At 71.4% G+C, this 21,659-nt stretch carries 11 protein-coding genes; 8 read left to right on the top strand and 3 right to left on the bottom strand.

The genetic code is table 11. The annotated features are described in order from the left end of the window. Nucleotides 1-307 precede the first annotated feature (307 nt). Together ENSA5_RS22225 and ENSA5_RS22220 are read right to left on the bottom strand one after the other, a co-directional pair. Nucleotides 308-1,105 carry a creatininase family protein gene (locus ENSA5_RS22225; protein WP_219906832.1) on the bottom strand — a complete coding sequence of 266 codons (798 nt, stop codon included), beginning with the start codon at nucleotides 1,103-1,105 and terminating at the stop codon, nucleotides 308-310. Then, nucleotides 1,102-2,733, bottom strand: coding sequence for a benzoate-CoA ligase family protein (locus ENSA5_RS22220; protein WP_106393693.1), 1,632 nt, complete (start codon nucleotides 2,731-2,733; stop codon nucleotides 1,102-1,104). The genes ENSA5_RS22225 and ENSA5_RS22220 overlap by 4 nt, the downstream gene beginning before the upstream one ends. 23 nt (nucleotides 2,734-2,756) lie before the next feature. On the opposite strand from ENSA5_RS22220, the gene ENSA5_RS22215 reads away from it, so the two are divergent. The 5 genes from ENSA5_RS22215 (at nucleotide 2,757) to ENSA5_RS22190 (ending at nucleotide 8,252) form a co-directional block, all read left to right on the top strand. Next, on the top strand, nucleotides 2,757-3,257 hold the full coding sequence (locus ENSA5_RS22215; RefSeq protein WP_106393692.1) for a hypothetical protein: 501 nt from the start codon (nucleotides 2,757-2,759) through the stop codon (nucleotides 3,255-3,257). A 213-nt stretch (nucleotides 3,258-3,470) separates the two neighbouring features. Continuing rightward, nucleotides 3,471-4,604 carry a fatty acid desaturase family protein gene (locus tag ENSA5_RS22205; protein WP_106393691.1) on the top strand — a complete coding sequence of 378 codons (1,134 nt, stop codon included), beginning with the start codon at nucleotides 3,471-3,473 and terminating at the stop codon, nucleotides 4,602-4,604. Nucleotides 4,605-4,618: 14 nt separating this feature from the next. Then, nucleotides 4,619-6,343 (top strand): NAD(P)/FAD-dependent oxidoreductase, encoded by a 1,725-nt coding sequence (locus ENSA5_RS22200; RefSeq protein WP_146155988.1) that lies wholly within the window; start codon nucleotides 4,619-4,621, stop codon nucleotides 6,341-6,343. A 351-nt stretch (nucleotides 6,344-6,694) separates the two neighbouring features. Continuing rightward, on the top strand, nucleotides 6,695-7,684 hold the full coding sequence (locus ENSA5_RS22195) for a hypothetical protein (RefSeq protein ID WP_106393689.1): 990 nt from the start codon (nucleotides 6,695-6,697) through the stop codon (nucleotides 7,682-7,684). A 244-nt stretch (nucleotides 7,685-7,928) separates the two neighbouring features. Beyond that, nucleotides 7,929-8,252 carry a hypothetical protein gene (locus tag ENSA5_RS22190; RefSeq protein WP_106393688.1) on the top strand — a complete coding sequence of 108 codons (324 nt, stop codon included), beginning with the start codon at nucleotides 7,929-7,931 and terminating at the stop codon, nucleotides 8,250-8,252. 264 nt (nucleotides 8,253-8,516) lie between these two features. On the opposite strand, the gene ENSA5_RS22185 is transcribed toward ENSA5_RS22190, so the two are convergent. Continuing rightward, nucleotides 8,517-9,794, bottom strand: coding sequence for an acyl-CoA desaturase (locus ENSA5_RS22185; RefSeq protein WP_106393687.1), 1,278 nt, complete (start codon nucleotides 9,792-9,794; stop codon nucleotides 8,517-8,519). Between the two features lie 141 nt (nucleotides 9,795-9,935). Between ENSA5_RS22185 and ENSA5_RS22180 the strand changes: the two genes are divergently transcribed. From ENSA5_RS22180 to ENSA5_RS22170, 3 genes are read left to right on the top strand one after another with little or no spacing between them, the layout of a single operon-like run. Beyond that, a complete protein-coding gene (locus tag ENSA5_RS22180; protein ID WP_181198028.1) occupies nucleotides 9,936-12,197 on the top strand; it encodes a cyclic nucleotide-binding domain-containing protein in 2,262 nt (753 codons plus the stop codon). A gap of 11 nt (nucleotides 12,198-12,208) precedes the next feature. After that, the gene (locus ENSA5_RS22175) at nucleotides 12,209-13,357 is read left to right on the top strand and encodes a radical SAM protein (protein WP_146155987.1); all 1,149 of its coding nucleotides are present in this window, start codon (nucleotides 12,209-12,211) and stop codon (nucleotides 13,355-13,357) included. A gap of 12 nt (nucleotides 13,358-13,369) precedes the next feature. After that, entirely contained in the window at nucleotides 13,370-21,640 is an 8,271-nt protein-coding gene (locus tag ENSA5_RS22170; protein ID WP_106393684.1) for a type I polyketide synthase, read from the top strand. Nucleotides 21,641-21,659 lie beyond the last annotated feature (19 nt).

Genomic DNA, 21,659 nt, shown 5'->3' with positions numbered 1-21,659 from the left:
TGCCACGCACGGCCGCTGCGCGGCCGGTCGTTCGGTCGCTGCGCTCCCTCTCTCGGTGGGCTGGGGTGAGCTGCGCGATCGTTTGCGTGGCCCCCTAGAAGGGGGCTCGATTTGACCCCCACAGGCGTCAGCGACTGTGCCACGCACGGCCGCTGCGCGGCCGGTCGTTCGGTCGCTGCGCTCCCTCTCTCGGTGGGCTGGGGTGAGCTGCGCGATCGTTTGCGTGGCCCCCTAGAAGGGGGCTCGATTTGACCCCCACAGGCGTCGGCGACTCTGCCACGCACGGCCGCTGCGCGGCCGGAAGAGTCTATTGCTGAGCTTCGAGGGCTTCGGTGACCGCGTCGACGACGATCGCCGCGAGGGCGTCGTAGGTGGCGTGGCCCTCGGCCGCGCTCGCCCCGGCCGGGTCGCCGCAGTAGGCCTGGTCGAGCCCGCAGTCGGCGAAGCTCGTGGCCCCGCGGGCGATGTGCTCGTGGAGCGGGACGTGGTGCTCGGGCAGCGCGCGGGCGAGCTCGGTGCGGACGAGGCTCGGGTCGACGGCCAGGACCAGCGAGGTCTCGTACTGACCCGCGTGGCACGAGCCGCTGCGGAATTCGTCGGTCAGTCGGGCGGCGTTGCGCCGCCGCGTGTTGTCGGGGAACAAGAGCCTGCCCGGGGCGCCGGACTCGGCGTAGGCGCGAGTGACCCCGCGCAAGGTTGCGATGTTGTCGGGCTCGAGGTGGGCGTTGATCAGCACGGTCGCGTCGAAGCCCAGCGTCCCGCAGCGGCGCGCGAGCTCGAGCAGGGTGGCTTGTGCGGTGTCCTTGGTGATCCCGGCCGAGCCGGCGAAGTCGGCGGCCCAGTCGGTGACCGCGTAGTGCAGGGCCGGCAGACGCACGGCGATCATGCCGCGGCCCGCGAGCTGCTCGGCCGCGCGCCTCGCCATCTCCTCGGAGATGATCGAGTCCGTGGCCAGGGGCAGGTGGGGCCCGTGGGCTTCGGTGCTGCCCGTCGGGAGCAGGGCGATCTTGGGCTCGGGCCGGGCGAGGGCGGCCTCGACCTCGACGTAGGTCATGCGCGCGAGCTCGAGCGCCTGGCCTCCTGGCGGCGGATCGGGCTCGGTCACGCGCCACCCCTTGCGAGCTCGCGCAGCGCGGCGCGACGGATCTTGCCGGTCTCGGTCCGCGGGAGATCGGTGACGAACTCGATCTTGCGCGGCGCCTTGAACGCGGCGATCAGCTCGCGGCAGTGGGCGATGATCTCGGCCGCGAGCGCCTCGCTGCCCGCGTGGCCCGGCCCGAGCTCGACGAAGGCCATGGTCTTCTCGAGCCCGTCGGCGTCGCGGACCCCGACGACCCCGGCCTCGCGCACCGCCGGGTGCCCGATCAGCGCGTTCTCGACCTCGACCGGCGACACGTACACGCCCGAGCACTTGAGCATGTCGTCGCCGCGGCCGCAGTACCAAAAGTAGCCGTCGGCATCGACCATGAACTTGTCGCCGCCGACGACCGCGTCGCCGTGGAAGGTCTCGCGGCTCTTGTCGCGCATCCGCCAGTAGCACAGCCCGGCCGAGCCCCCGCGGATGACGAGGGTCCCGATCTCGCCCTGGGCGACGGGCTGGCCGTCGTCGCCGATGAGCTCGTAGTCGTAGCCCTCGACGAGCTTGCCGAGGCTGCCCTCCTTGACGTCGCCGGGCCGGTTGGTGATGTACACGTGGAACATCTCGGCTGACCCGATGCCGTCGTAGATCTCGGCCTCGAAGCGGTCGCGCCAGGCCCGGTAGACCCGCGGGGGCAGGGCCTCGCCGGCCGAGATCAGCGAGTGGAGCTTGCTCAGGTCGCGGCCCTCGGCGGCGCCCTTGGACTCGGCCGCGGCGACCATCTTGGAGATCGTCGTTGGCACGGTCACGAATTGGGTCGCGCCGTAGCGCTCGAGCAGCTCGTAGTACTCGGCCGGCTTGACCCGGTGGGGCAGGAGCACGCAGCTGCCGCCGACGCTGAAGGGGAACAGCATGTTGCTGGCCAGCGCGTAGCCAAAGAACAGCTTCGGCGCCGACAAGGTCAGGTCGTCGGGCCCGAGCTTCAGCGTGCGCTGGGCGTAGGCGATCGTGTTCCACACGAAGTCGTGGTGCATGTGGACCACGCACTTGGGGTTGCCGGTCGATCCGCTCGAGCTCAACCAGGTCGAGACGTCGTCGCGGTAGGTCGGCTCGGTCTCGGCCACGCTCGGGAGCTTGGCGCAGGCCCGCGCGATGTCGACGGTGCCCTCGGGCGTGGCCGCGTAGCTGCGATCGTGGACAATGTAGTGCTTGGTGTGGCGGCCCTCGGTCTTGCGCGCCTCGTCGACCGCTGGCCAGATCTCGGCGTCGACGATCACGGCCTTGGGCCGGGCGTACTCGAGGTAGTAGGCGTAGTCCTTGGCCTTGAGCCAGGTGTTGGCCGGGACGGCCACGCACCCGGCCCGGAGCACGCCGAAGTAGCAGGCCGCGAACGCGGGGGTGTCGGGCAGCAAGATCAGCACGCGATCTTCGATGCCGAGCCCGAGCTCACGCAGCAAGTTGGTGACCTTGCAGCTCTCGGCCACGAGCTGGGCGTAGCTGACCTCGCGGGCGGGGTCGCCGGGCCCGCTGCCGTGGTAGTAGATCGCGGTCTTGTCGCCGAGGCCCTCCTCGAGCCGGCGATCGAGGAACCACTCGGCCATGTTGAGGCGGTCTGGGATCTTGATGTCGGCGGGATCGCTGGCGCCTGATCGCATGGTGCGAAGTGTACACTCCGTGGGTGGCGACGGCCTGCTACCCAACGCTGCGCTTCGACCTCGAGCGCGACAGCTTCGTCGTCTGGCTGCGCTGGGTCTCGATGGAGCGCCCGCCCTCGCCGGACGCCCCGCCGAGCCAGGGCATCCGGGTCGAGCTCCAGCTCAACCGCAACCCGGTGCTCGGCCCGACGATCCTCTACCGCAGGGATCTCGACGCGCCGGTGTACCTGCGGGCGAACGGCGCGCGGACCCGCGATGTCCTGCGCCGCGCGGCGGGCCGCGGCGGCTTCGTCGACGTCCAGCTCGTCATCCACGGCTCGGTCGCCAACGCGCCCTACGCCGCGCTCTATCTCGTCCGCGACTACGAGGGCGAGGCCATCTCGACCACGGCCCTCGCCGCCACGCCGCTGCTTCAGCTCCAGCCCTCGACGCCCGGCGATCAGTGGCACGTCGCGGCCCAGGCCAACCTTCGGGTCGCGATCGAGCTCGAGGGGGCTCGGGTCCACCTCGAAGTGTTGGGGTAGTTTGGACCCCCACAGGCGTCAGCGACTCTGCCACGCACGGCCGCAAGCGGCCGGTCGCTCGGGGGGCTGGTCTAGCAGGCAGCCTGAATGGGAGTTCGGACAGTGCGAACGACAGTGCGAACGACGGTGTGAGCGACGGTGCGAACGACAGTGCGAACGACGGTGTGAGCGACGGTGTGAGCGACGGTCGAGGTCTGCTAGCGTAGCGACGCGATGAATGTGAGGGTAGCGAGCGCGTGTGATCAGGACTGGGCGAGCGACGACGAGCGCCTCGCCTCGCTATGTGCCGAGCTCGACGCGATCCATGATCGTGTCCGCGCGGAGATCGGCGACGAGGACGTCGAGTACATCGTCGGGGTCGACAAGCTCGCGCGTCGGCTCGAGCTCGCTGGCCGCGTGCTGATCCACGTCAGCCTCGATCCGCTGAGCTTCGGCGCCGGGGTCCTCGCGCTCGCGGCCTCGCACCAGCTGCAGGTCATGGAGATCGGCCACACGGCGCTGCACGGGGCCTACGACGGCCTGGCCGGGGCCGAGAAGTTCGACTCGAAGCGCTTTCGTTGGGTCGGGGAGATCGACGAGGAGTCCTGGCGGCACGCGCACAACCACCTCCACCATGGCTTCACCAACATCGCCGGGCGTGACTCGGATCTGCAGGTCGGGCTCGCGCGCTGGAGCCCCGAGGTGCCCTACCGCCTTCACCATCGGCTCCAGATCCCGAGCTCGCTGGCCTACTTCCTGTTTTGGTGGGCGGGCATGAGCCTCCACAGCGCGGGCGTGCTCGACATCTACGCGCGTCGGCGCGAAGACCAGGTCATCGCGCCGGACAAGTCGCTGCGTACGATCCTCGACGTTCACCGCAAGGCGCTGCGCAAGATCGTGCCCTACAAGCTCGAGAACTACGTGCTCTACCCGGCTCTGGCCGGCCCGCTGTTCTTCAAGGTCCTGCTCGGCAACGCCCTCGCCGACGGGCTCCGCGACATCTACAGCGCGATGACCAACTACAGCAACCACATCGGCGAGGACGTGGTCCACTACCCCGCGTCGCATCGGGTCCGCTCGCGCGCGCAGTGGTATCGGCTCCAGATCGAGTCGACCAACAACTTCGAGGTCCCGCGCTGGATGTCGGTCCTCAGCGGCGGCATCGATCTCCACATCGAGCACCACCTGTTCCCCAAGCTGCCCCCCAACCGCTTGCGGGAGATCGCACCCGAGGTCCGCGCCGCGTGTGAGCGCCACGGGCTGCGCTACCGCAGCGACACCTGGCCGCGGACCCTGGCCAAGTCCTTTCGCATGCTCGCGCGACTCGGTCGCCCGATCGAGAACCCGTGCCCGCCGGAGCCAGCGTGAACGCCTCGTCTGCCATGTCTGATCGCTACGATCTCATCGTCCTCGGCGCCGGGCTCGGTGGCACGATGCTCGGCGCGATCATGGCTCGCCACGGGCGTCGCGTGCTGCTGGTCGACGCGGGCAGCCACCCGCGCTTTGCGATCGGCGAGGCGACGACGCCGGACACCAGCTTTCGCCTCAAGCTCCTGGCCAAGAAGTACGAGGTCCCCGAGCTCGCCCACCTGTCGGCGTTTTACGATCTGCGCGATCACGTCGGCCCGGCGAGCGGGGTCAAGCGCGCGTTCAGCTTCCTGTACCACCGGATGGGCGCGGCCCACGATCCGACGCAGTCGCACCAGTTCCCGACCGGCGCGCCGCCGTGGGGGCCCGACTGCCACCTGTTTCGCCAAGACACCGACGCCTACATGTTGGCCGTCGCGGCGCGCTACGGGGCCGAGCTTCGCCAGTCCACGCGGGTCGAGAACATCGAGCTCAGCGACGAGGGCGTCGAGATCGTCACCCACACAGGCGAGCGGATCGGCGCCGAGTTCTTGGTCGACGCGGCCGGGTTTCGCTCGCCCTTGGCGCGGCAGCTCGGGCTGCGCGGCGACCCCGGCGCGATGCGGACCAACTCGCGGGCGATCTTCACCCACATGGTCGACGTCGCCCCCTACGATCGCGTCGGCGAGGGCCGCGACGCGCACGGGCTGATCTATCCGCTGTCCCAGACGACCTTGCATCACGTGTTCGATGGCGGCTGGCTGTGGGTCATCCCCTTCAACAACCACGTCGACGCGGTCAACCACCTGTGCAGCGTCGGGCTGCTGCTCGACCGCGACGCGCACCCCGAGCGCGGCCTCGAGCCCGAGCAGGAGTTTTACGAGTTCATCGAGCGCTTGCCCGGCGCGGCCCGGCAGTTCGAGCGCGCGCGGGCGGTCCGGGGCTGGGTCTCGACCGGGCGCTTGCAGTACTGGTCGCCGCGGACCGCAGGCGACCGTTGGTTGCTGCTCGCCCACGCCGCCGGCTTCGTCGATCCGCTCTACTCCTCGGGCCTCAACCTGACCGTTGGCGTGATCGATCTCTTCGCCGACGAGCTGCTCGCGGCGCTCGACGACCGCCGCTTCGAGGCCGCGCGCTTCGATCGCGTTGACGCGTTCTTCCGCGACAACCTGCGCCTCTACGACGAGCTGGTCGCCAACTCCTACCTCGCCTGGCGCGACTACGATCTGTGGGACGCCTACTACCGGGTCTGGGTCGCGGCCCTGCAGGTCGGCACCTACCTCAACGGCACGCAGCTGATGCAGCACCTCGAGTCGGGCGAGCGGGCGGTGCTCGAGCGCTCACGCGAGGCGCCTTTCACCTCGCTGCTCGGCACCGCGGTGCCCGAGTGTCGGCGGATGATGGACGACGCCAACGCCTGGATGCGGCGCTTCGAGGCCGGTGAGCTCGACGCCTCGGCCGCAGCCGAGGGCATCCGCGGGGTCCTGCGCGAGGTCGAGTTTTGCCCGAGCTACTGGCGCCTCGACGATCCCCAGGTCCGCACGACGCCGCCCTACACGATGGTCGAGATGGTCCGGGCCTACGCGTGGTACCAGCGCCACGCGCCCGCGCAGATCCGCGAGCTGATGGTCGGGTTCTCGCCCTGGGCGCCGTGCGTGCATACGCTGGGGGCGCTGCGGGGCGCGGGCGAGCGAGAGCTTCGCCGCGCGGCGCTGTTCGTCCGCGACTCGCTGGTCGCGTGGAACCGCGACTGGCGCTGAGCTCGACCTTCGCGAGAGGAAGGACTCCGAGAGATCCGGACTCCGAGTCTCCAATTTGGTCGTTGGATCAGATCCACGAGAGAGATCCGGACTCCGAGAGATCCGGACTCCGAGTCTCCAATTTGGTCGTTGGATCAAACGATCCGAGAGATCCGGACTCCGAGTCTCCAATTTGGTCGTTGGATCATCCAGAGATCCGGACTCCGAGTCTCCAATTGGACTCAAAAAGAGATCCGGACTCCGAGTCTCCAATTTGGTCGTTGGATCAGAGGCTCCTCCAAGACGGCCCACCCCGCGCAGAAATGATCAAAAACTCCGCAACAAGACCGTCCGCGGGCCGATGACCTCTGCGTGGCCACGTCCGCGCACAAGCAAGCCAGCGCCGACCGTCGGGAGACCAACCGCGCCCGAGGCGCCGCGCGCGGCTACGAACGTGTCCGCGCGCGGCCGATCTACGCCGGCCGTCGCTACAAGATCAACCGCCGTTGCATCGGCCGAATGATGCTGTTCGCGCCGGGCGCTCATCCAGCGGAGCTCGCCAACTTCATCGGCTATTGCCTCGCTCACAACGCTGAACGCTATGGCATTCAAGTCCACGCCAGCCTGTGGATGTCCGACCACCACCACACGGACGTGACCGACCCCGATGCCAACCTGGTCCCGTTCAAGCAACAACTCCACAGTGTGGTGGCCCGTGCCCGCAACGCCCGATTGGGCCGATTCGACAGCGTGTGGAGCGGCGACGATCCCTGCGATACCGGTCGATCGAGTGACGACGAGTCGCTGATGGATCTCGTCTACACGCTCACCAACCCCGTCAAGGCGGGGCTCGTCAAGTGGTCGCGGCAGTGGCCGGGGTTCACCACGATCGGCTGGCGCTTTGGCGAGACCCGGACCTTCAGGCGGCCTGATTGGTTCTTTGACGCGGCCGGCGACATGCCCGAGGAAGTGTCGCTGACCTTGGTCCGGCCGCCGATCTTTCCAGAGCTCGACGACGACGCGCTCTATGCCAAGTTGATGGAAGCGGTCCGCGAGCGCGAGCTCGAGATCCACCGAAGCATGCGTCGGCGAGGACGGCGGTTCATGGGACTGCGCAAGCTTGCCCGGCAGCGCTGGAGCTGTGTGGCCAAGAGCGTCGAGGAGCGGTTCACGGTCGCGCCCAAGCATGCGGCCTCGAGCAAAGGGCGGGTGCGGGTGGCGATCGCGCGAGACCGTGAGTGGGAGCGAAAGTATGCGGCAGCGAGGGCGTTGCTGCTGGCCGGGAAGCCGGCGGTGTTTCCTGCGGGCACGTACTGGCTGCGGCGCTTCGCGGGGGTCAGCGTGGCCGGGCAGGCTCCGTAGCGGGCGGACAATTGAGTGACGGCGGGGTCGCGCGAGTTATCCCGCTGTCGTGTATTGGTTCGGCGGGGTTGAGCTACGAGTCGAGCGGTGGATCGCCTGGTTTCTTGAGCTTCGGTGGTCGAAATTTGGCGCGAGGTTGTGACTCAAACGTGCACGGAGGGCCAACTCGGGCTCGGCCGGGCCGGCCGACGAGAATGACTCCCCGTCCGGATCTTCCCACGACGACGCGCTCTATGCCAAGTTGATGGAAGCGGTCCGCGAGCGCGAGCTCGAGATCCACCGAAGCATGCGTCGGCGAGGACGGCGGTTCATGGGACTGCGCAAGCTAGCCCGGCAGCGCTGGAGCTGTGTGGCCAAGAGCGTCGAGGAGCGGTTCACGGTCGCGCCCAAGCATGCGGCCTCGAGCAAAGGGCGGGTGCGGGTGGAGATCGCGCGAGACCGTGAGTGGGAGCGACAGTATGCGGAGGCGAGGGCGTTGCTGCTCGCCGGGAAGCCGGCGGTGTTTCCTGCGGGCACGTACTGGCTGCGGCGCTTCGCGGGTGTCAGCGTGGCCGGGCAGGCTCCGTAGCGGGCGGACAATTGAGTGATGGCGGGGTCGCGCGAGTCATCCCGCCGTCGTGTTTTGGTTCGGCGGGGTTGAGCTACGAGTCGAGCGGTGGGTCGCTTGGATTTTTGGGCTTCGGTGGTCGAAATTTGGCGCGAGGTTGTGACTCAAACGTGCGCGGAGGGCCAACTCGGGCTCGGCCGGGCCGGCCGACGAGAACGACTCCCCGTCCGGATCCTCCTATGTGCCGAGGCGCGTTGGACTGAAGACGACCGCCCCCCCGGGCCGTCACCGCGAGGGCTCCGGCTCGTCGAGCGCTGCGCGGGCCCGGAGCCGGCCGAGCGCCGCGAGGGCCTCGGGGCTCGGGCTGTCGAAGCGCAACCACGCGCCCTGAAACCCGACGCGCTCAACCTCGGCGGTGAGCCCATCGAGGGCGGCGAGGCTCGCCGGCTTGCCCCGCCGACCGGCCTCGGCAACCACGAGCTCGACCAGCTCGACCCGCGCGCCCGGCCCGAGCGCGCTGGGGGTGCCGTCGTCGAGCTCGACAAAGGTCTGTCGCAAGCTCAGACCCGCGAGGCTGCCGGCGAGCCGCCGCCCCTCGAAGTCGAGCTCGAGCTCGACCCGCCGCGCCCAGCCAACCTCGCTCGCGTGGTCCGGAGGCGTACGCAGATCACTGACCCATCCAAGCCGCGCGAAGGCGGCGAGCGCGAGGCCCGAGACGTCGATCTGCGACGGCCGCATCGAGGTCGTCGCCGAGCCGGGGAAGGTGTGGTGGTTGTGGTGCCAACCGGCCCCGAAGCTGATCGCCGCGACCCAGGCGTTGTTGGTGCTGCGATCGCGGGCATGGAGCGCGAAGGGTCGGCGGCCGTAGACGTGGCAGATCGAGTTGACGGCCCAGATCGCGTGGTTGACGAGGAACACGCGGACCAGCCCACCCCACAAAAAGCCCATCCACGCGCCGTGCCACGACCAGGTCGCGAGCCCGCCGACGACCGCGGGCAGCGAGATCCCGAGCACGAGCAGGCGCAGGTAGTGGCGATGCAGCGACCAGATCCGCGGGTTGTCCAGGAGGTCGGGGACGTAGCGCGCCCACGTCGACTTGCGGCTGATCGAGTCGACCTCGGCGAACAGCCAGCCCATGTGCGCGTCCCAGAGGCCCGCGAGCGCGCCGACGTGACCGGTGCCGCGCAAGTGGGGAGAGTGGGGATCGCCCGGCTGATCGGAGTGTTCGTGGTGGCGCCGATGCATCGCCGCCCACCAGATCACCGGGCCCTGAAATGCCATCGAGCCGAGCAGCGCGAGGGCGTATTCGAACGCGGGCGTGGCTCGAAACGCGCGGTGCGAGAAGTAGCGGTGGTAGCCCGCCTCGATCGCAAACAGGGTCGAGGCCCACAGGACCACGAATACGACCAGGTTGACGGTCTCGAGCGTGTCGCCGGACCATGCCGACCACGCGGCCCCGATCACGCCGAGGGTCGGGAGCGTGAGCACGAGCGCGACCGCGGCTCGATCGACGGCCCGTCGAACTCGTCGGGCGCGAGCCCGCGAAGTGCCAGAGCTCGGCATGTCGTCACCATGCTTTCACGTTCGCGCGCGCCTTGCCAGGGCGTTCCCTCCCTCAGCTGGGGCCGAGCTTCGTGCACCCTTGGCCTGAGCCTGGACGATCTACGGCCATCATGGCGGGCCAGCTCTGTTAACCTGTCGGTGATGGCGAATGGTCTTCCCGAGGATTGGTCTCGTGCACTGGCGGCGACCGGCGTGCTGGAGGCGGCGGACGCAAAATCGCTGGAGCTGCTGGGCGCGGCCCTGCGCGAGGTCGAGGTCCCGGCCGGGCAGGCGCTCATCCGTCAGGGCGAAACCGGTGACAGCATGTATGTGATCGTCGAGGGCCAGCTGCGGGTCAGCGTGCTCGACGACGACGGCAACGAGATCGAGCTGCCTCCGGTCGGGCCCGGTGACATGGTCGGCGAGATCGCGCTCGTGCTCGGCGGAACGCGAGGGACGACGATCACGGCGCAGACGCCCTCCCGCGTGCTCGAGCTCGGCCGCGAGACTTGCATGACGATCGCGGAGCGCCACCCGCAGCTGATCAAGCCGCTGACCGATCACCTCCGGGTTCGCCTCCGTCGGAGTCGGCTCGCCGGTCTGCTCGACAACATCTTCGGCGTGCTCGAGCCGGACTCACTCCGCACGCTCGAGGACAACCTCGAGTGGGTCCACCTCGAGAGCGGCCAGGAGCTGTTCGGCGAGGGCGACGAGGCCGGCGGGGCCTACATCGTCATCATCGGCACCGTCCGCGTCGTCGTGAGCGAGCCCGACGGCAGCGAGCGCGTGCTCAACGACGTCGGCGCGGGCGAGTGGGTCGGCGAGATGGCGCTGCTGGCCGACGGCCGCCGGGCCGCGACGGTCTACGCCCTGCGCGACACCGAGCTGGTCTCGATCTCGCGTGAGGCCTTCGAGAAGCTGGTGCTCACCGACCCCGAGGCCATGCTCCACACTGCGCAGCTGCTGGTCCGGCGCCTCCGCGGCATGGTCGATCCCGAGGCCAAGACCTGCGCGAGTGGCCGGGGGATCGCGCTCGTGCCGATCCACCCAGGCGTCGACATCGAGCCCTTCGCCGCCCAGCTCGAGGCCGCGCTCGGGCGCCACGGCTCGGTCGCGCGTCTGACCTCGGCGGGCGTCGACGCGATCTTCGATCGCCCGGGCCTCTCGCACCACAGCCACGACGAGCCCGTCCAGCTGCGCCTCGGCCCGTGGCTGACCCAGCAAGAAGACGAGCACGACCACCTCATCTATCAGGCCGACCGAAGTTGGACCGGCTGGAGCGAGCGCGCGATCCGACACGCGAGCCGGATCGTGTTCGTGGCCGAAGCCAGCGGCGACGCGGCGCTCGGCTCCAACGAGCAGCGCGTCGTCGAACGCTTCGCGCGGGGCCGCTCACCCAAGCTCAGCCTGGTCCTGCTCCAGCCCCGCGGGCGCACGACCTTCCCGGGGACCAAGCGCTGGCTCGCCCCTCGCGGTCACGTCGACCAGCACCATCACCTGCGCCACGGCGAAGCCCACGACGTCGAGCGTGTCGCGCGAATCCTGACCGGTCGCGCGATCACCTTGGTGCTCGGCGGCGGTGGCTCGCGCGGCTACGCCCACGTCGGTGTGCTCCGGGCCTTCGAGGAGCTCGGGATCCCCGTCGACGCGGTCGCGGGCGCGAGCATCGGCGCGATCGTGGCCGGCTCGCACGCGCTCGGTCTACCCCACGTCGAGCTGCTCCGGGTCCTGCGCCCGGTGTTCGACAACCTCATCGATCCGACCCTGCCGCTGGTCTCGCTGGCCTCGGGCAAGAACGCGATGGACGGCTGCGCGCGCGTGGTCGGGGATCTCGACATCGAGGATCTGCGCATTCCCTACTTTGCGATCTCGACCAACCTGACCCGCAGCACCGAGGTCGTACACCGCCGCGGTCCCCTGGCGTTCGCGGCCCGGGCCAGCGGCTCGCTGCCCGGCGTGTTTCCGCCGGTCCCGTGGACGGGCGGCGACCTGCTCGTCGACGGCGGGGTGATCAACAACGTCCCGATCGACCGCATGGCCGAGCTCTACCCCGGGGCGATCGTCGCGGTCGATGTGATGCCCGACGTCGACCTCGTCGCGGGTGACGAGCTGCCGATGAGCCTCTCGGGCTGGGAGGTCGCGCGGCGCATGATCACGCCGCGGCGCTCGAAGGTCCCGATGCCGAACATCATCAGCATCCTGATGCGCAGCGCCAACGCGGCCAGCCACGCGGCCCACCGCGCGCAGGCGACCGCGCAGCGGGCCTCGCTGATGCTCAAGCCCGAGGTCTCGCACTGGAACATGCTCGATTTCAAGGCCGCGCCGGTCATCGCCGAGCAGGGCTACCAGGCGAGCCACGATCAGATCCGTCGCTGGTGGGAGCACAACCGCGACGAGCTCTTGGGTCGCAGGCCACAGGCGTGAAGGAGCCGACGATGCACGAACAACTCGCCCGCTATCTCGAGGACCCGCTCTTGCGTCGGCTCTACGACGATCTCCAGCGCGCCGGGCCGCTGCGCGCGATCCTGGTCGACATCACCCACGTCTGCAACCTGCGCTGCAAGGGCTGCTACTTCTTCGAAGACAACATGGACCGCTTCGAGGCGCCGAAGGACGAGGCGGTGTTCGACGCGTGGATCGAGGCCGAGAAGACGCGCGGGACCAACTTCGTGACCGTGGTCGGCGGCGAGCCGAGCTTGCAGCTCGGCCGCGTCAAGAAGATCTACGACAACTTCTGGATGACGGTCGTGACCAACGGGATCCGCAGGATCCCGCGCGAGGGCTTCGAGACCATGCCGATCGGGCTGTCGGTCTGGGGCGACCACGAGACCGACACCTACCTGCGCGGCAACGACAAGATCCGCGTGTTCGAGAAGGCGCTGCGCAACTATCGCGACGACCCGCGCGCGATCTGGTACTACACGACGACCCCGCAAAACGCCCACGAGATCGAGGCCGTCGTCGAGCAGTGCGTCGACAACGGCAATTTCGTGACCTTCAATTTTTATGGCGACATCTCCGGGCTTGGCGGAAGCTACGACCACGGGCGGGGCTTCGAGCAGGTCCGGCGCAACATCGACAAGATGATCCGCCGCTACCCCGAGCGGATCTTGATGTCCTCGTACATCGCCGAGGTCGTCTCGACGGGGCGCCTGTTCGACGAGCGCTGGGGCTACGACGTGTGCTGCTCGATCACCCCCGACAACCCCCTCAACGCCGCGCGAGTCGAGAACGGCCAGCCCTACAACACCCACTTTCGGGCCTACAACCCCGATCTGCAGACCACCCGCCGCTGCTGCGTTGGCGACGAACGCGACTGCAACAATTGCTACGACGTCTACGCGCACATCTCGTGGATCATGATGAACCTCCAGCGCCACCTCGGCTCGCGCGAGGACTTCAGCAATTGGCTGACGACCATGTACATGTTTTACGTCGGCAACCGGATTGTCGACTTCGACGAGGGCGTCGCGCTGTTGCCCGAGATCCACGCGCGCGCCGGGCACTGGCGCGAGCGCCCGAGCCCGCGCGCGCTCGGTCCGCTCGACGCCAGCGTCCAGCATCTCGTCGAAGACGTGCTCTGAGGGGTGAACGCCATGGACATGCCAACGATGGGAGCAAAAGACTTGGGCGCAGGCGCGAGCTCGACCCTGGTCGAGGTCGCGCGTCGGCGGGGCCTCGAGCAGCCCGAGCTGGGCGTGTACACCTTCCTCAACGATGGTGAGCGCGACGAAGCTCGGCTCGACGCGGGCGGGCTCGATCGCCGGGCCCGGGCCGTGGCCGCGGCGCTGCAGCAGCGCGTCGAGCCTGGCGCCCGCGCGCTGCTCTTGTACCCGCCAGGTCTCGACTACATCGTCGCGTTCTTCGGGTGCCTGTACGCGGGGGTCATCGCGGTCCCGGCCTATCCGCCGGATCCGCGGGCGCTCGCGCGTACGCTCCCGCGGCTGCAGGCGATCCTCGCCGACTGCGAGGCCGAGCTGGTCCTGACCAACGCAGAGCTGATCGCCATGGGCAAGGCGCTGCTCGACGAAGCGGGCGCGCTCGCGTGGCTCGCGAGCGACGGCGTCGACGAGGCCGAAGCGGCGAGCTGGCGCGCGCTCGCGCCGACGCCCGATGACCTCGCGTTCTTGCAGTACACCTCGGGCTCGACCGACACGCCCAAGGGCGTGATGCTGACCCACGCCAACCTGGTCCACAATTCGGCCCACATCCGCGACTGCTTTGGCCACACGCGCGACAGCCAGGGCGTGATCTGGCTGCCGCCCTACCACGACATGGGCCTGATCGGCGGCATCATCCAGCCGCTCTACGTCGGGTTCCCGGTCACCTTGATGTCGCCGCTGCACTTCCTCCAGCGACCGATGCGCTGGCTCGAGGCGATCTCGCGCTACGGGGCCACGACCAGCGGCGGGCCCAACTTCGCCTACGATCTGTGCGTGCGCCGCAGCAGCGCCGCCGAGCGCGACGCCCTCGAGCTGAGCAGCTGGGATCTGGCGTTCAACGGCGCCGAGCCGATCCGGCCCGAGACGCTCGCGCGCTTCGCCGAGCACTTCGCGGGCGCGGGGTTTCAGCCTGCGGCCTTCTACCCCTGCTACGGGCTCGCCGAGGCCACGCTGATCGCGTCGGGCGGCGACAAGCGCGACGCAGCGGTGCACGGTGAGATCGAAGGGGCGTCGCTGGTCTCGTGCGGGCGGGCCCTCGACGAGCTGGCGGTCGTGCACGCCCACGATGACGGCGGCGGGCGGCGCTGCGCCCCCGCTGAGGTCGGCGAGATCTGGGTCGCCGGACCGAGCGTCGCGCGGGGCTACTGGGGCCGCGAGACTGACTCCGCGGCGGTGTTCGACGCTCGCCTCGACGGCGAGCCCGGGGCGTGGCTGCGGACCGGTGACCTCGGCGCGCTCGACGAGCGCGGCGAGCTGTTCGTGACCGGGCGCTGCAAGGATCTGATCATCATCCGCGGGCGCAACCTGTACCCCCACGATCTCGAGCGCACGGTCGAGGCCTGCGACCCCGGGCTCCGGCCCGGCTGCGGGGCCGTGTTCGGGGTCGAGGGCGAGGGGCAGGGCGAGTCACTCGCGGTCGTGCAAGAGTTCGATCCGCGCCGCAGCGCCGACACCCCCGCGCAGGTCATCGACACGATCCGCGCGGCGATCCTCGCGGCCCACGCCGTCGCGCCCGCGGTCGTGGTCTTGGTCGAGGCCCGCACGATCCCCAAGACCTCGAGCGGGAAGATCCAGCGCTTTGCGTGCCGTGAGGGGCTCGCGCGCAGGGAGCTGAAGGAGCTCCAGCGGTGGACGCGAGGCCGCAGGGCAGGCGGGGCAGGCGAGGCCCGCGCGCGAGCTCAGGGCCACGAGCTGCGGGCGTGGATGGTCGCTCGGGTCGCGGCGCGGCTCGGCGTCGAGCCCGGGCGAGTCGACACCGCCCGGCCGCTCGCGGAGCTCGGCCTCGACTCGGCCGAGGCCGTCGGTCTGTCCGGTGAGCTCGAGGCCCGCGTGGGCCGTCGCTTGCCGCCGACGCTGGTCTACGAGCACCCCAGCATCGACGCGCTCGTCGCGAAGCTCGACGGCGAGGCCTCCGGGCACAGCCCGGCGACCCGCGAGGCCCGGCGCGGCGGGCACGAGCCCCTGGCGATCGTCGGGATCGGCTGTCGCTTCCCTGGCGCCGACGGGCCCGCGGCGTTTTGGCAGCTGCTGCGCGAGGGCGTCGACGCGGTCGGCGAGGTCAGCTCGGCCCGCGAGCAGCTGTGCGGGCGCTTCGAGGGCGCGGCGCGTCACGGCGCCTTCCTGCCCGAGGATCAGGTCGTTGGCTTCGACGCCGAATTCTTCGGGATCACGCCGCGCGAGGCCGCGGCCATGGATCCGCAGCAGCGCCTGCTGCTCGAGCTCGCGTGGGAGACGATCGAAGACGCGGGCCTGCGCGCCGAGGAGCTGCGCGGCACCGACATGGGCGTGTTCGTGGGCGTCAGCACCGGGGACTACGCGCGCCTCGGGGCGGGGCGCGAGGGCGTCGACGAGCCCCACGCGGCGGCCGGCAACGCGTCGAGCGTCGTGGCCAACCGCTTGTCCTACGCCCTCGACCTGCGCGGCCCGAGCCTCGCGGTCGACAGCGCGTGCTCGTCGTCGCTGGTCGCCGTGCACCTCGCCTGTCGCAGCCTGTGGTCGGGCGAGTCGCGGCGGGCGATCGCGGCGGGCGTCAACCTCGTGCTCGCGCCCGCGCTCAGCCACACCCTCGCGCGGGCCGGGTTCCTGGCGCCCGGCGGGCGCTGCCGGACCTTCGCCGCCGACGCCGAGGGCTACGTGCGCGGCGAGGGGGCCGGGGTCGTCGTGCTCGAGCCGCTCGCCCAGGCCCTGGCCGGAGGCCGACGGATCTACGCGACGATCCGCGGGACCGCGGTCAACAGCGACGGGCGCAGCAACGGGCTCACGGCGCCGAACCTCGCCGCGCAGGTCGAGGTGATCCGCGCCGCGCACCGCGACGCCGGGGTCCGCGGCCGCGAGCTCGGCTACGTCGAAGCCCACGGGACGGGCACGGTGCTCGGTGATCCGATCGAGATCGCCGCGCTCGCGCGCGCGCTCGGACCCCGCGACGCAAGCACGCGCGCCTGCGCGCTGGGCTCGGTCAAGACCAACATCGGCCACCTCGAGGCCGCGGCGGGCGTCGCCGGGCTGATCAAGACCGCGCTCGCGCTCCACCACGGCGAGCTGCCGCCCAGCCTCCACGCCTCGCCTCACAACCCGCACATCGAGTTCGAGGCCGCGGGGCTGCGCGTGGTCGAGGACCGCGAGGCGTGGCCTGTCGAGCTGCGGCGCGCGGGCGTGAGCTCGTTCGGGTTCGGGGGGACCAACGCCCACGTGGTGCTCGAGCGGGCGCCGAGCCGGGCCGAGGTGGCGAGCGTCGACGAAGCACCGGCGGTGGTCTTGCCGATCTCCGCGCGCAGCGAGGCCGCCCTGCGCGAGCTCGCGGGGCGCCACGCGGGGCTGCTCGACGAAAGCCCATCGATCTCGGCGGCCGCGCTCGCCCGCGCGGCCGCGACCACGCGCAGCGCCCTCGACCTGCGCGCGGCCGTGCTCGCGTCGTCGCGCGTCGAGCTGCGAGACTCGCTGCGGGCGCTCGCCGAGGGCAGGGGAGACGCCGCGCTGCGCGGCCAAAGGCCGACGGAGGGGCTGCCCCGCGTGGCCTTCGTGTTTGGCGGCCAGGGCAACCAGTGGCACGGCATGGGTCGGGCGCTGCTCGAGTCCTCGCCCGCGTTTCGCGGGGATCTCGAGGCCTGTGATGACGCGCTGAGGCCCCTGCTTGGCTGGTCGGTGCTGGACCTGCTCGGCCGGCCCGAAGACGACGAGGCGAGGTGGCTCGACGACTCGAGCGTGGCCCAGCCAGTGTTGTTCGCGCTGCAGGTCGCGCTCGCGCGCTGCTGGCAGCGGCTCGGCGTCGCGCCGGACTTCGTCGTCGGGCACAGCCTCGGCGAGCTCGCGGCTGCCCACGTCGCGGGCGCGCTGTCGCTGGCGGACGCGGCCCGACTCGTGGCCGAGCGCGCCCGCGCGACCGCCGGGGTCGCTGGCCTGGCCAAGCTCGCGGTCCTCTCGCTCGGGCCGGATCGCGTCGCGCCCTTGCTCGGCGACGACCTCGAGATCGTCGCCCACAACGGCCCCGCGCAGACGGTGGTCTGCGGCCCGGCGGCGCGGCTCGAGCAGCTCGAGGGGGCGCGCCTGCTCGCCCACGAGTACCCGTTTCACAGCCGCCACATGGCCGCGACCGCCGACCTGCTCGCGCAGGCGCTGGCCCGTGAGCCGCTGTCGCCCCGCAGCGCGGCGATCCCCTTCGTGTCGACGCTGACCGGCGCCGAGCTCGACGGGACCCGGCTCGATGCCGGCTACTGGGTCGCCCAGGTCCGCGAGCCCGTCCGCTTCGCCGCCGCGATCTCGACCGCGCTCGCCGGGGGGTGTCGGCACTTCGTGGAGATCGGCGCGCACCCGGCCCTCGCGGGGGCGATGCTCAGCGCGCTCGACGATCACGACGGAGGGTCAGCGGGCGTGGTCGTGCACTCGCTGCGTCGCAAGCTCGACGCCCGACGCTCGATGTTGGAGGCGCTCGCAGAGCTGTTCGTGGCCGGGCACGCGCCGCGCTGGTCCGAGCTGATGCCCGAGGTCCCCGGCGCGGGCGAGCTGAGGCTCCCGCGCATGGCCTGGCAGCGGGTTCGGGCCTGGCAGCGAAGGTCGGTGGCGGGGACTGAGGGCCCGGGAGCACACCCGCTGCTCGGGCGCCGCGTCGAGCTCGGGCACCGCCGCGGCGAGCTCGTGTGGGCGTCCGAGCTGTCGCTCGAGGGCGCGCCCTACCTCGGGGATCATCGCTTCGAGGGCGCCGCGATCGTCCCGGCCGCCGTGTTCCTCGAGCTCGCGCTCGCGGCCGCGCTGACCCGGCGCGGCGCGAGCTTGGCGACGCCGGACGAGGCAGCTGGTGAGGCCGTGGTCTTGCGCGAGGTCGAGATCCTCGCGCCGCTGCGCGTGCCCGACCGCGGCGAGCCGGCCCGCGCGCTGCAGCTGGCCCTCGTCGGCGAGCGCTTCGAGATCCGCAGCAAGGCGGCGGAGTCGAGCGCGTGGATCCTTCACGCCCGCGGCGCGATCGCCTCGACTACGGTCGAGCGCGAGCCTGGCCCCTGCGCGCGCGAGCCCGACGAGGGCTCGCGCAGCGCGGCCGATCACTACGCTGATCTGCGCGCGCGGGGCCTCGACTACGGTCCGGCGTTTCGTGGGGTCGAGCGCGTCGGCCTCGCGGGTGACGACGCCCTCGCCGAGCTGCGCGCGACGGCGGCGGTTCGTGCCGAGACCGGCTACCACGTCCACCCCGCGCTGCTCGACGCCGCCGCGCAGATCGTCGCGGCGTTGCCCGGCGACGAGCGGCGCCCCTTCTTGCCGGCCGCGATGGGCGAGGTTCGGTTTCTGGCCCGTCCACAGGCCCGGGCGTGGAGCCGCGCGCGGGTCACGAGCCAACGCGAAGGCTCGCGCACGGCCGAGGTCGAGCTGCGTGACGAGCACGGTCGCCTGCTCATGGATGTCTGCGGCCTCGAGCTGCGCTACCTCGACGCCGAGCTCGCCCGGGATCACGGCCGCGAGCGCGGCGTGCTCTACGAGCTCGGCTGGGCTGCCAAGCCGCTGCGGACGCTCCCGCACGCGCAGCCCCCGGGCACCTGGCTGATCCTCGCCCACGAGGCTGACGAGGCCGACGACGACACGACGCTGGCGGCCGCGCGCGAGGGCCTCGCCGCGATCGGCGAGCGCTGCGTGTGGGTGCGGCCCGGCTCGGGCTACGCGTGCGAGGGCGAGGACCGCTACCGCGTCGATCCAACCAGCGAGGTGGACATCCGCGAGCTGTTCGAGCTGCTGCGCGCTCCAGGCCGGCCGCCGCTGCGTGGCGTGGTGTTTGGTTGGGGCCTCGCGCGCGAGCCCGATGGCCCCCTGGCCCAAGAGCTCGAGCAGCTCGAGCGGGCCCGCGACCTCGAGGTCGGCGCGGTCGTGCTCTTGCTGCGCGAGCTCGTCGGCGCGCGCTGGCCGAGCCCGCCGCAGCTGTGGTTGCTCAGCCGCGGCGCCGTCGCGACGGCGACGCCCGATCAACCGTCGGCTTCAGTCCCGGGGACGATCGGCGCGGCGCTGTGGGGCCTCGGCCGGACGATCGCGCAGGAGCACCCCGACGTGTTCGGTGGGCTCGTCGATCTCGATCCGGCGGCGGCCCCCGACGCGAGCGCCCGCGCGCTGCTGCGAGAGCTGCGGGCGCCCGACGGCGAGCCGCAGATCGCCTACCGTGGCGGCCGACGCCACGCCGCCCGCGTGACCCGCTCGGGCCTGCGCGAGAGCGGCGTCGGCGAGCTGCGCTGCCGCGTCGACGCGAGCTACCTGATCACCGGGGGCCTCGGCGGGCTCGGCCTCGAGGTCGCGCGCGCGCTCGTCGATCGTGGCGCGCGGCGGCTGGTGCTGATGGGGCGCTCGCGGCTGCCCGCGCGGGCGCAGTGGGCCTCGCTCGATCCGAGCACCCGCGTCGGGGCCCAGGTCGCCGCGATCCGGGCGCTCGAGCGCGAGGGCGTCAGCGTCCACGTCGCGGCCGTCGACGTCGGCGACGCCGAGCAGGTCCGCGCCTTCGTCGAGCGCTACCGCGGCGAGGGCTGGCCCGAGATCCGCGGGGTCGTCCACCTCGCGGGCGTGCTCCAAGATCAGATCCTGGTCCGCCTCGACCCGCAGATGCTCGCGGCGGTGTTCCGGGCCAAGGTCATGGGCGCGTGGGTCCTGCACCGGGTGTTCGAGGACGCCGAGCTGTTCGTGCTGTTCTCCTCGGTCGCGGCCGTGCTGGGGTCGGCGGGGCAGGGCAACTACGCGGCCGCCAACAGCTTCCTCGACGCGCTCGCTCAGCATCGGCGCGCGCGGGGCCTGGCGGCGCACGCCATCGACTGGGGTCCGTGGGCCGAGGTCGGGCTCGCGCGCGCCGATCGGCAGCTTGCGCGACGTGGCATCCACGGGCTCGCGCCCGAGCGCGCGCTGGGTTTGCTCGGGGCCCTGCTCGGGCCCGCGCAGGCCCCTGGCTGGGCCCAGGTCACTGTCATGGATGTCGACTGGGTCCGCTTCGCTCGCGCGCACCCGACCCTGAGCGCGTCGGCGCCGATCGCCGAGCTGGTCGCCTCGGCCCAGCCGGACCCGAGCACGGAGGGCGGCCAGACCGACGCGTCCTCGCTGCGCGCCGAGCTCCTCGCCGTGCCCGCGAGCGAGCGACCGGCACGCATCGAGGGCGTGCTCGCGAGCCACGTGGCCCGGGCGGTCGGACGTGGCGAGGCCGAGGTCGAGCCCGAGCGCCCGTTGGCCGAGCTCGGCCTCGACTCGCTGATGGGCGTCGAGCTGCGCTCGCGCATCGAGGTCGAGCTCGGCGTCACGCTGCCGATGACCGCGCTGCTCGACGGCGCCTCGATCCGCACGCTCGCGGCCGAGCTGAACCGCGGCCTGGGCTCGGCTGCGTCGGCCGCGTCCGCCCGGCTCACGCCGACCCCCGCGCTGCGACGGACGCAGCTGCGCGCGGGCTCGGGGTCCGGCGTGAGCCTGATTCACCCGGGCGCCCTCGACGTAGAAGTCTACGCGCCGCTCGCCGCCGCGCTCGACGGTCACCGGGTCGAGGTCCTCGAGCTGCCCGAGCTCGACGCTGGCGTCGAGGACGGGGCCCGCGAGCTCGCGACGATCGAGCAGCTGGCCACGCGCTGCGCCGAGCACCTGGCCGCGCACGGTCCGCTGCCCTCGGTCCTCGGTGGCTGGTCGCTCGGCGGGGTCTTGGCCTACGAGGTCGCCGTGCAGCTGCGCGCGCGCGGCCAGGAGATCGAGCGCGTGGTCCTGCTCGACAGCCCGACGCCGCGGGTCGATCGCGCGGCCGAGGGCTACGACGAGCCCGCGCTGGTCGCCGCGTTTTGCAGCTACCTGCGCGCCCGAGCCCGACGCCGCGGGTCGATCGCGCCGCCGAGCCCGGCGGCCGACTCACTCGACGCCCAGACCCAGGCCGAGCTGCTCGCGCGCGCCCGGGCCTGGGCCCTCGACGTCGAGCTGTTGCCGCCGACCACCGACGAGGCTGGCGTCCGCACGCTGTTCGAGATCTTCGTCGACGGTCTGCGTCGCTCGGTCCGTCGTCTCGCCGCCTACCGCCCGCGCGCCTACGTCGGGCCGGTCACTTACCTTCGCGCCGCCGACACGCTGACGGCCTTCGCCGAGGTCTTTCCCGCCAGCGTCGACGCCTGGACCGAGCTGTGCGAGGTGCTGGTCTCGCGCGACGTCCCCGGCGATCACTACGGCATGTTCGAGGCCCGCCACGCCGCGCGCCTGGCCGCGGCGCTCGTGACTCGCTGAGCGAGGGATCGGAGCCCAT

This window comes from Enhygromyxa salina, assembly GCF_002994615.1.
Classification (GTDB): Bacteria; Myxococcota_A; Polyangia; order Nannocystales; family Nannocystaceae; genus Plesiocystis; species Plesiocystis salina_A.
This window is presented reverse-complemented; position numbering and strand designations above follow the sequence as displayed.

What these genes read in the sequence shown, in the direction of transcription:
- ENSA5_RS22220 (WP_106393693.1), bottom strand. Translation starts at nt 2,733, where the DNA reads ATGCGATCAGGCGCCAGCGATCCCGCCGACATCAAGATCCCAGACCGC.
- ENSA5_RS22205 (WP_106393691.1), top strand. Translation starts at nt 3,471, where the DNA reads ATGAATGTGAGGGTAGCGAGCGCGTGTGATCAGGACTGGGCGAGCGAC.
- ENSA5_RS22200 (WP_146155988.1), top strand. Translation starts at nt 4,619, where the DNA reads ATGTCTGATCGCTACGATCTCATCGTCCTCGGCGCCGGGCTCGGTGGC.
- ENSA5_RS22190 (WP_106393688.1), top strand. Translation starts at nt 7,929, where the DNA reads ATGGAAGCGGTCCGCGAGCGCGAGCTCGAGATCCACCGAAGCATGCGT.
- ENSA5_RS22185 (WP_106393687.1), bottom strand. Translation starts at nt 9,794, where the DNA reads ATGCCGAGCTCTGGCACTTCGCGGGCTCGCGCCCGACGAGTTCGACGG.
- ENSA5_RS22180 (WP_181198028.1), top strand. Translation starts at nt 9,936, where the DNA reads ATGGCGAATGGTCTTCCCGAGGATTGGTCTCGTGCACTGGCGGCGACC.
- ENSA5_RS22175 (WP_146155987.1), top strand. Translation starts at nt 12,209, where the DNA reads ATGCACGAACAACTCGCCCGCTATCTCGAGGACCCGCTCTTGCGTCGG.
- ENSA5_RS22170 (WP_106393684.1), top strand. Translation starts at nt 13,370, where the DNA reads ATGGACATGCCAACGATGGGAGCAAAAGACTTGGGCGCAGGCGCGAGC.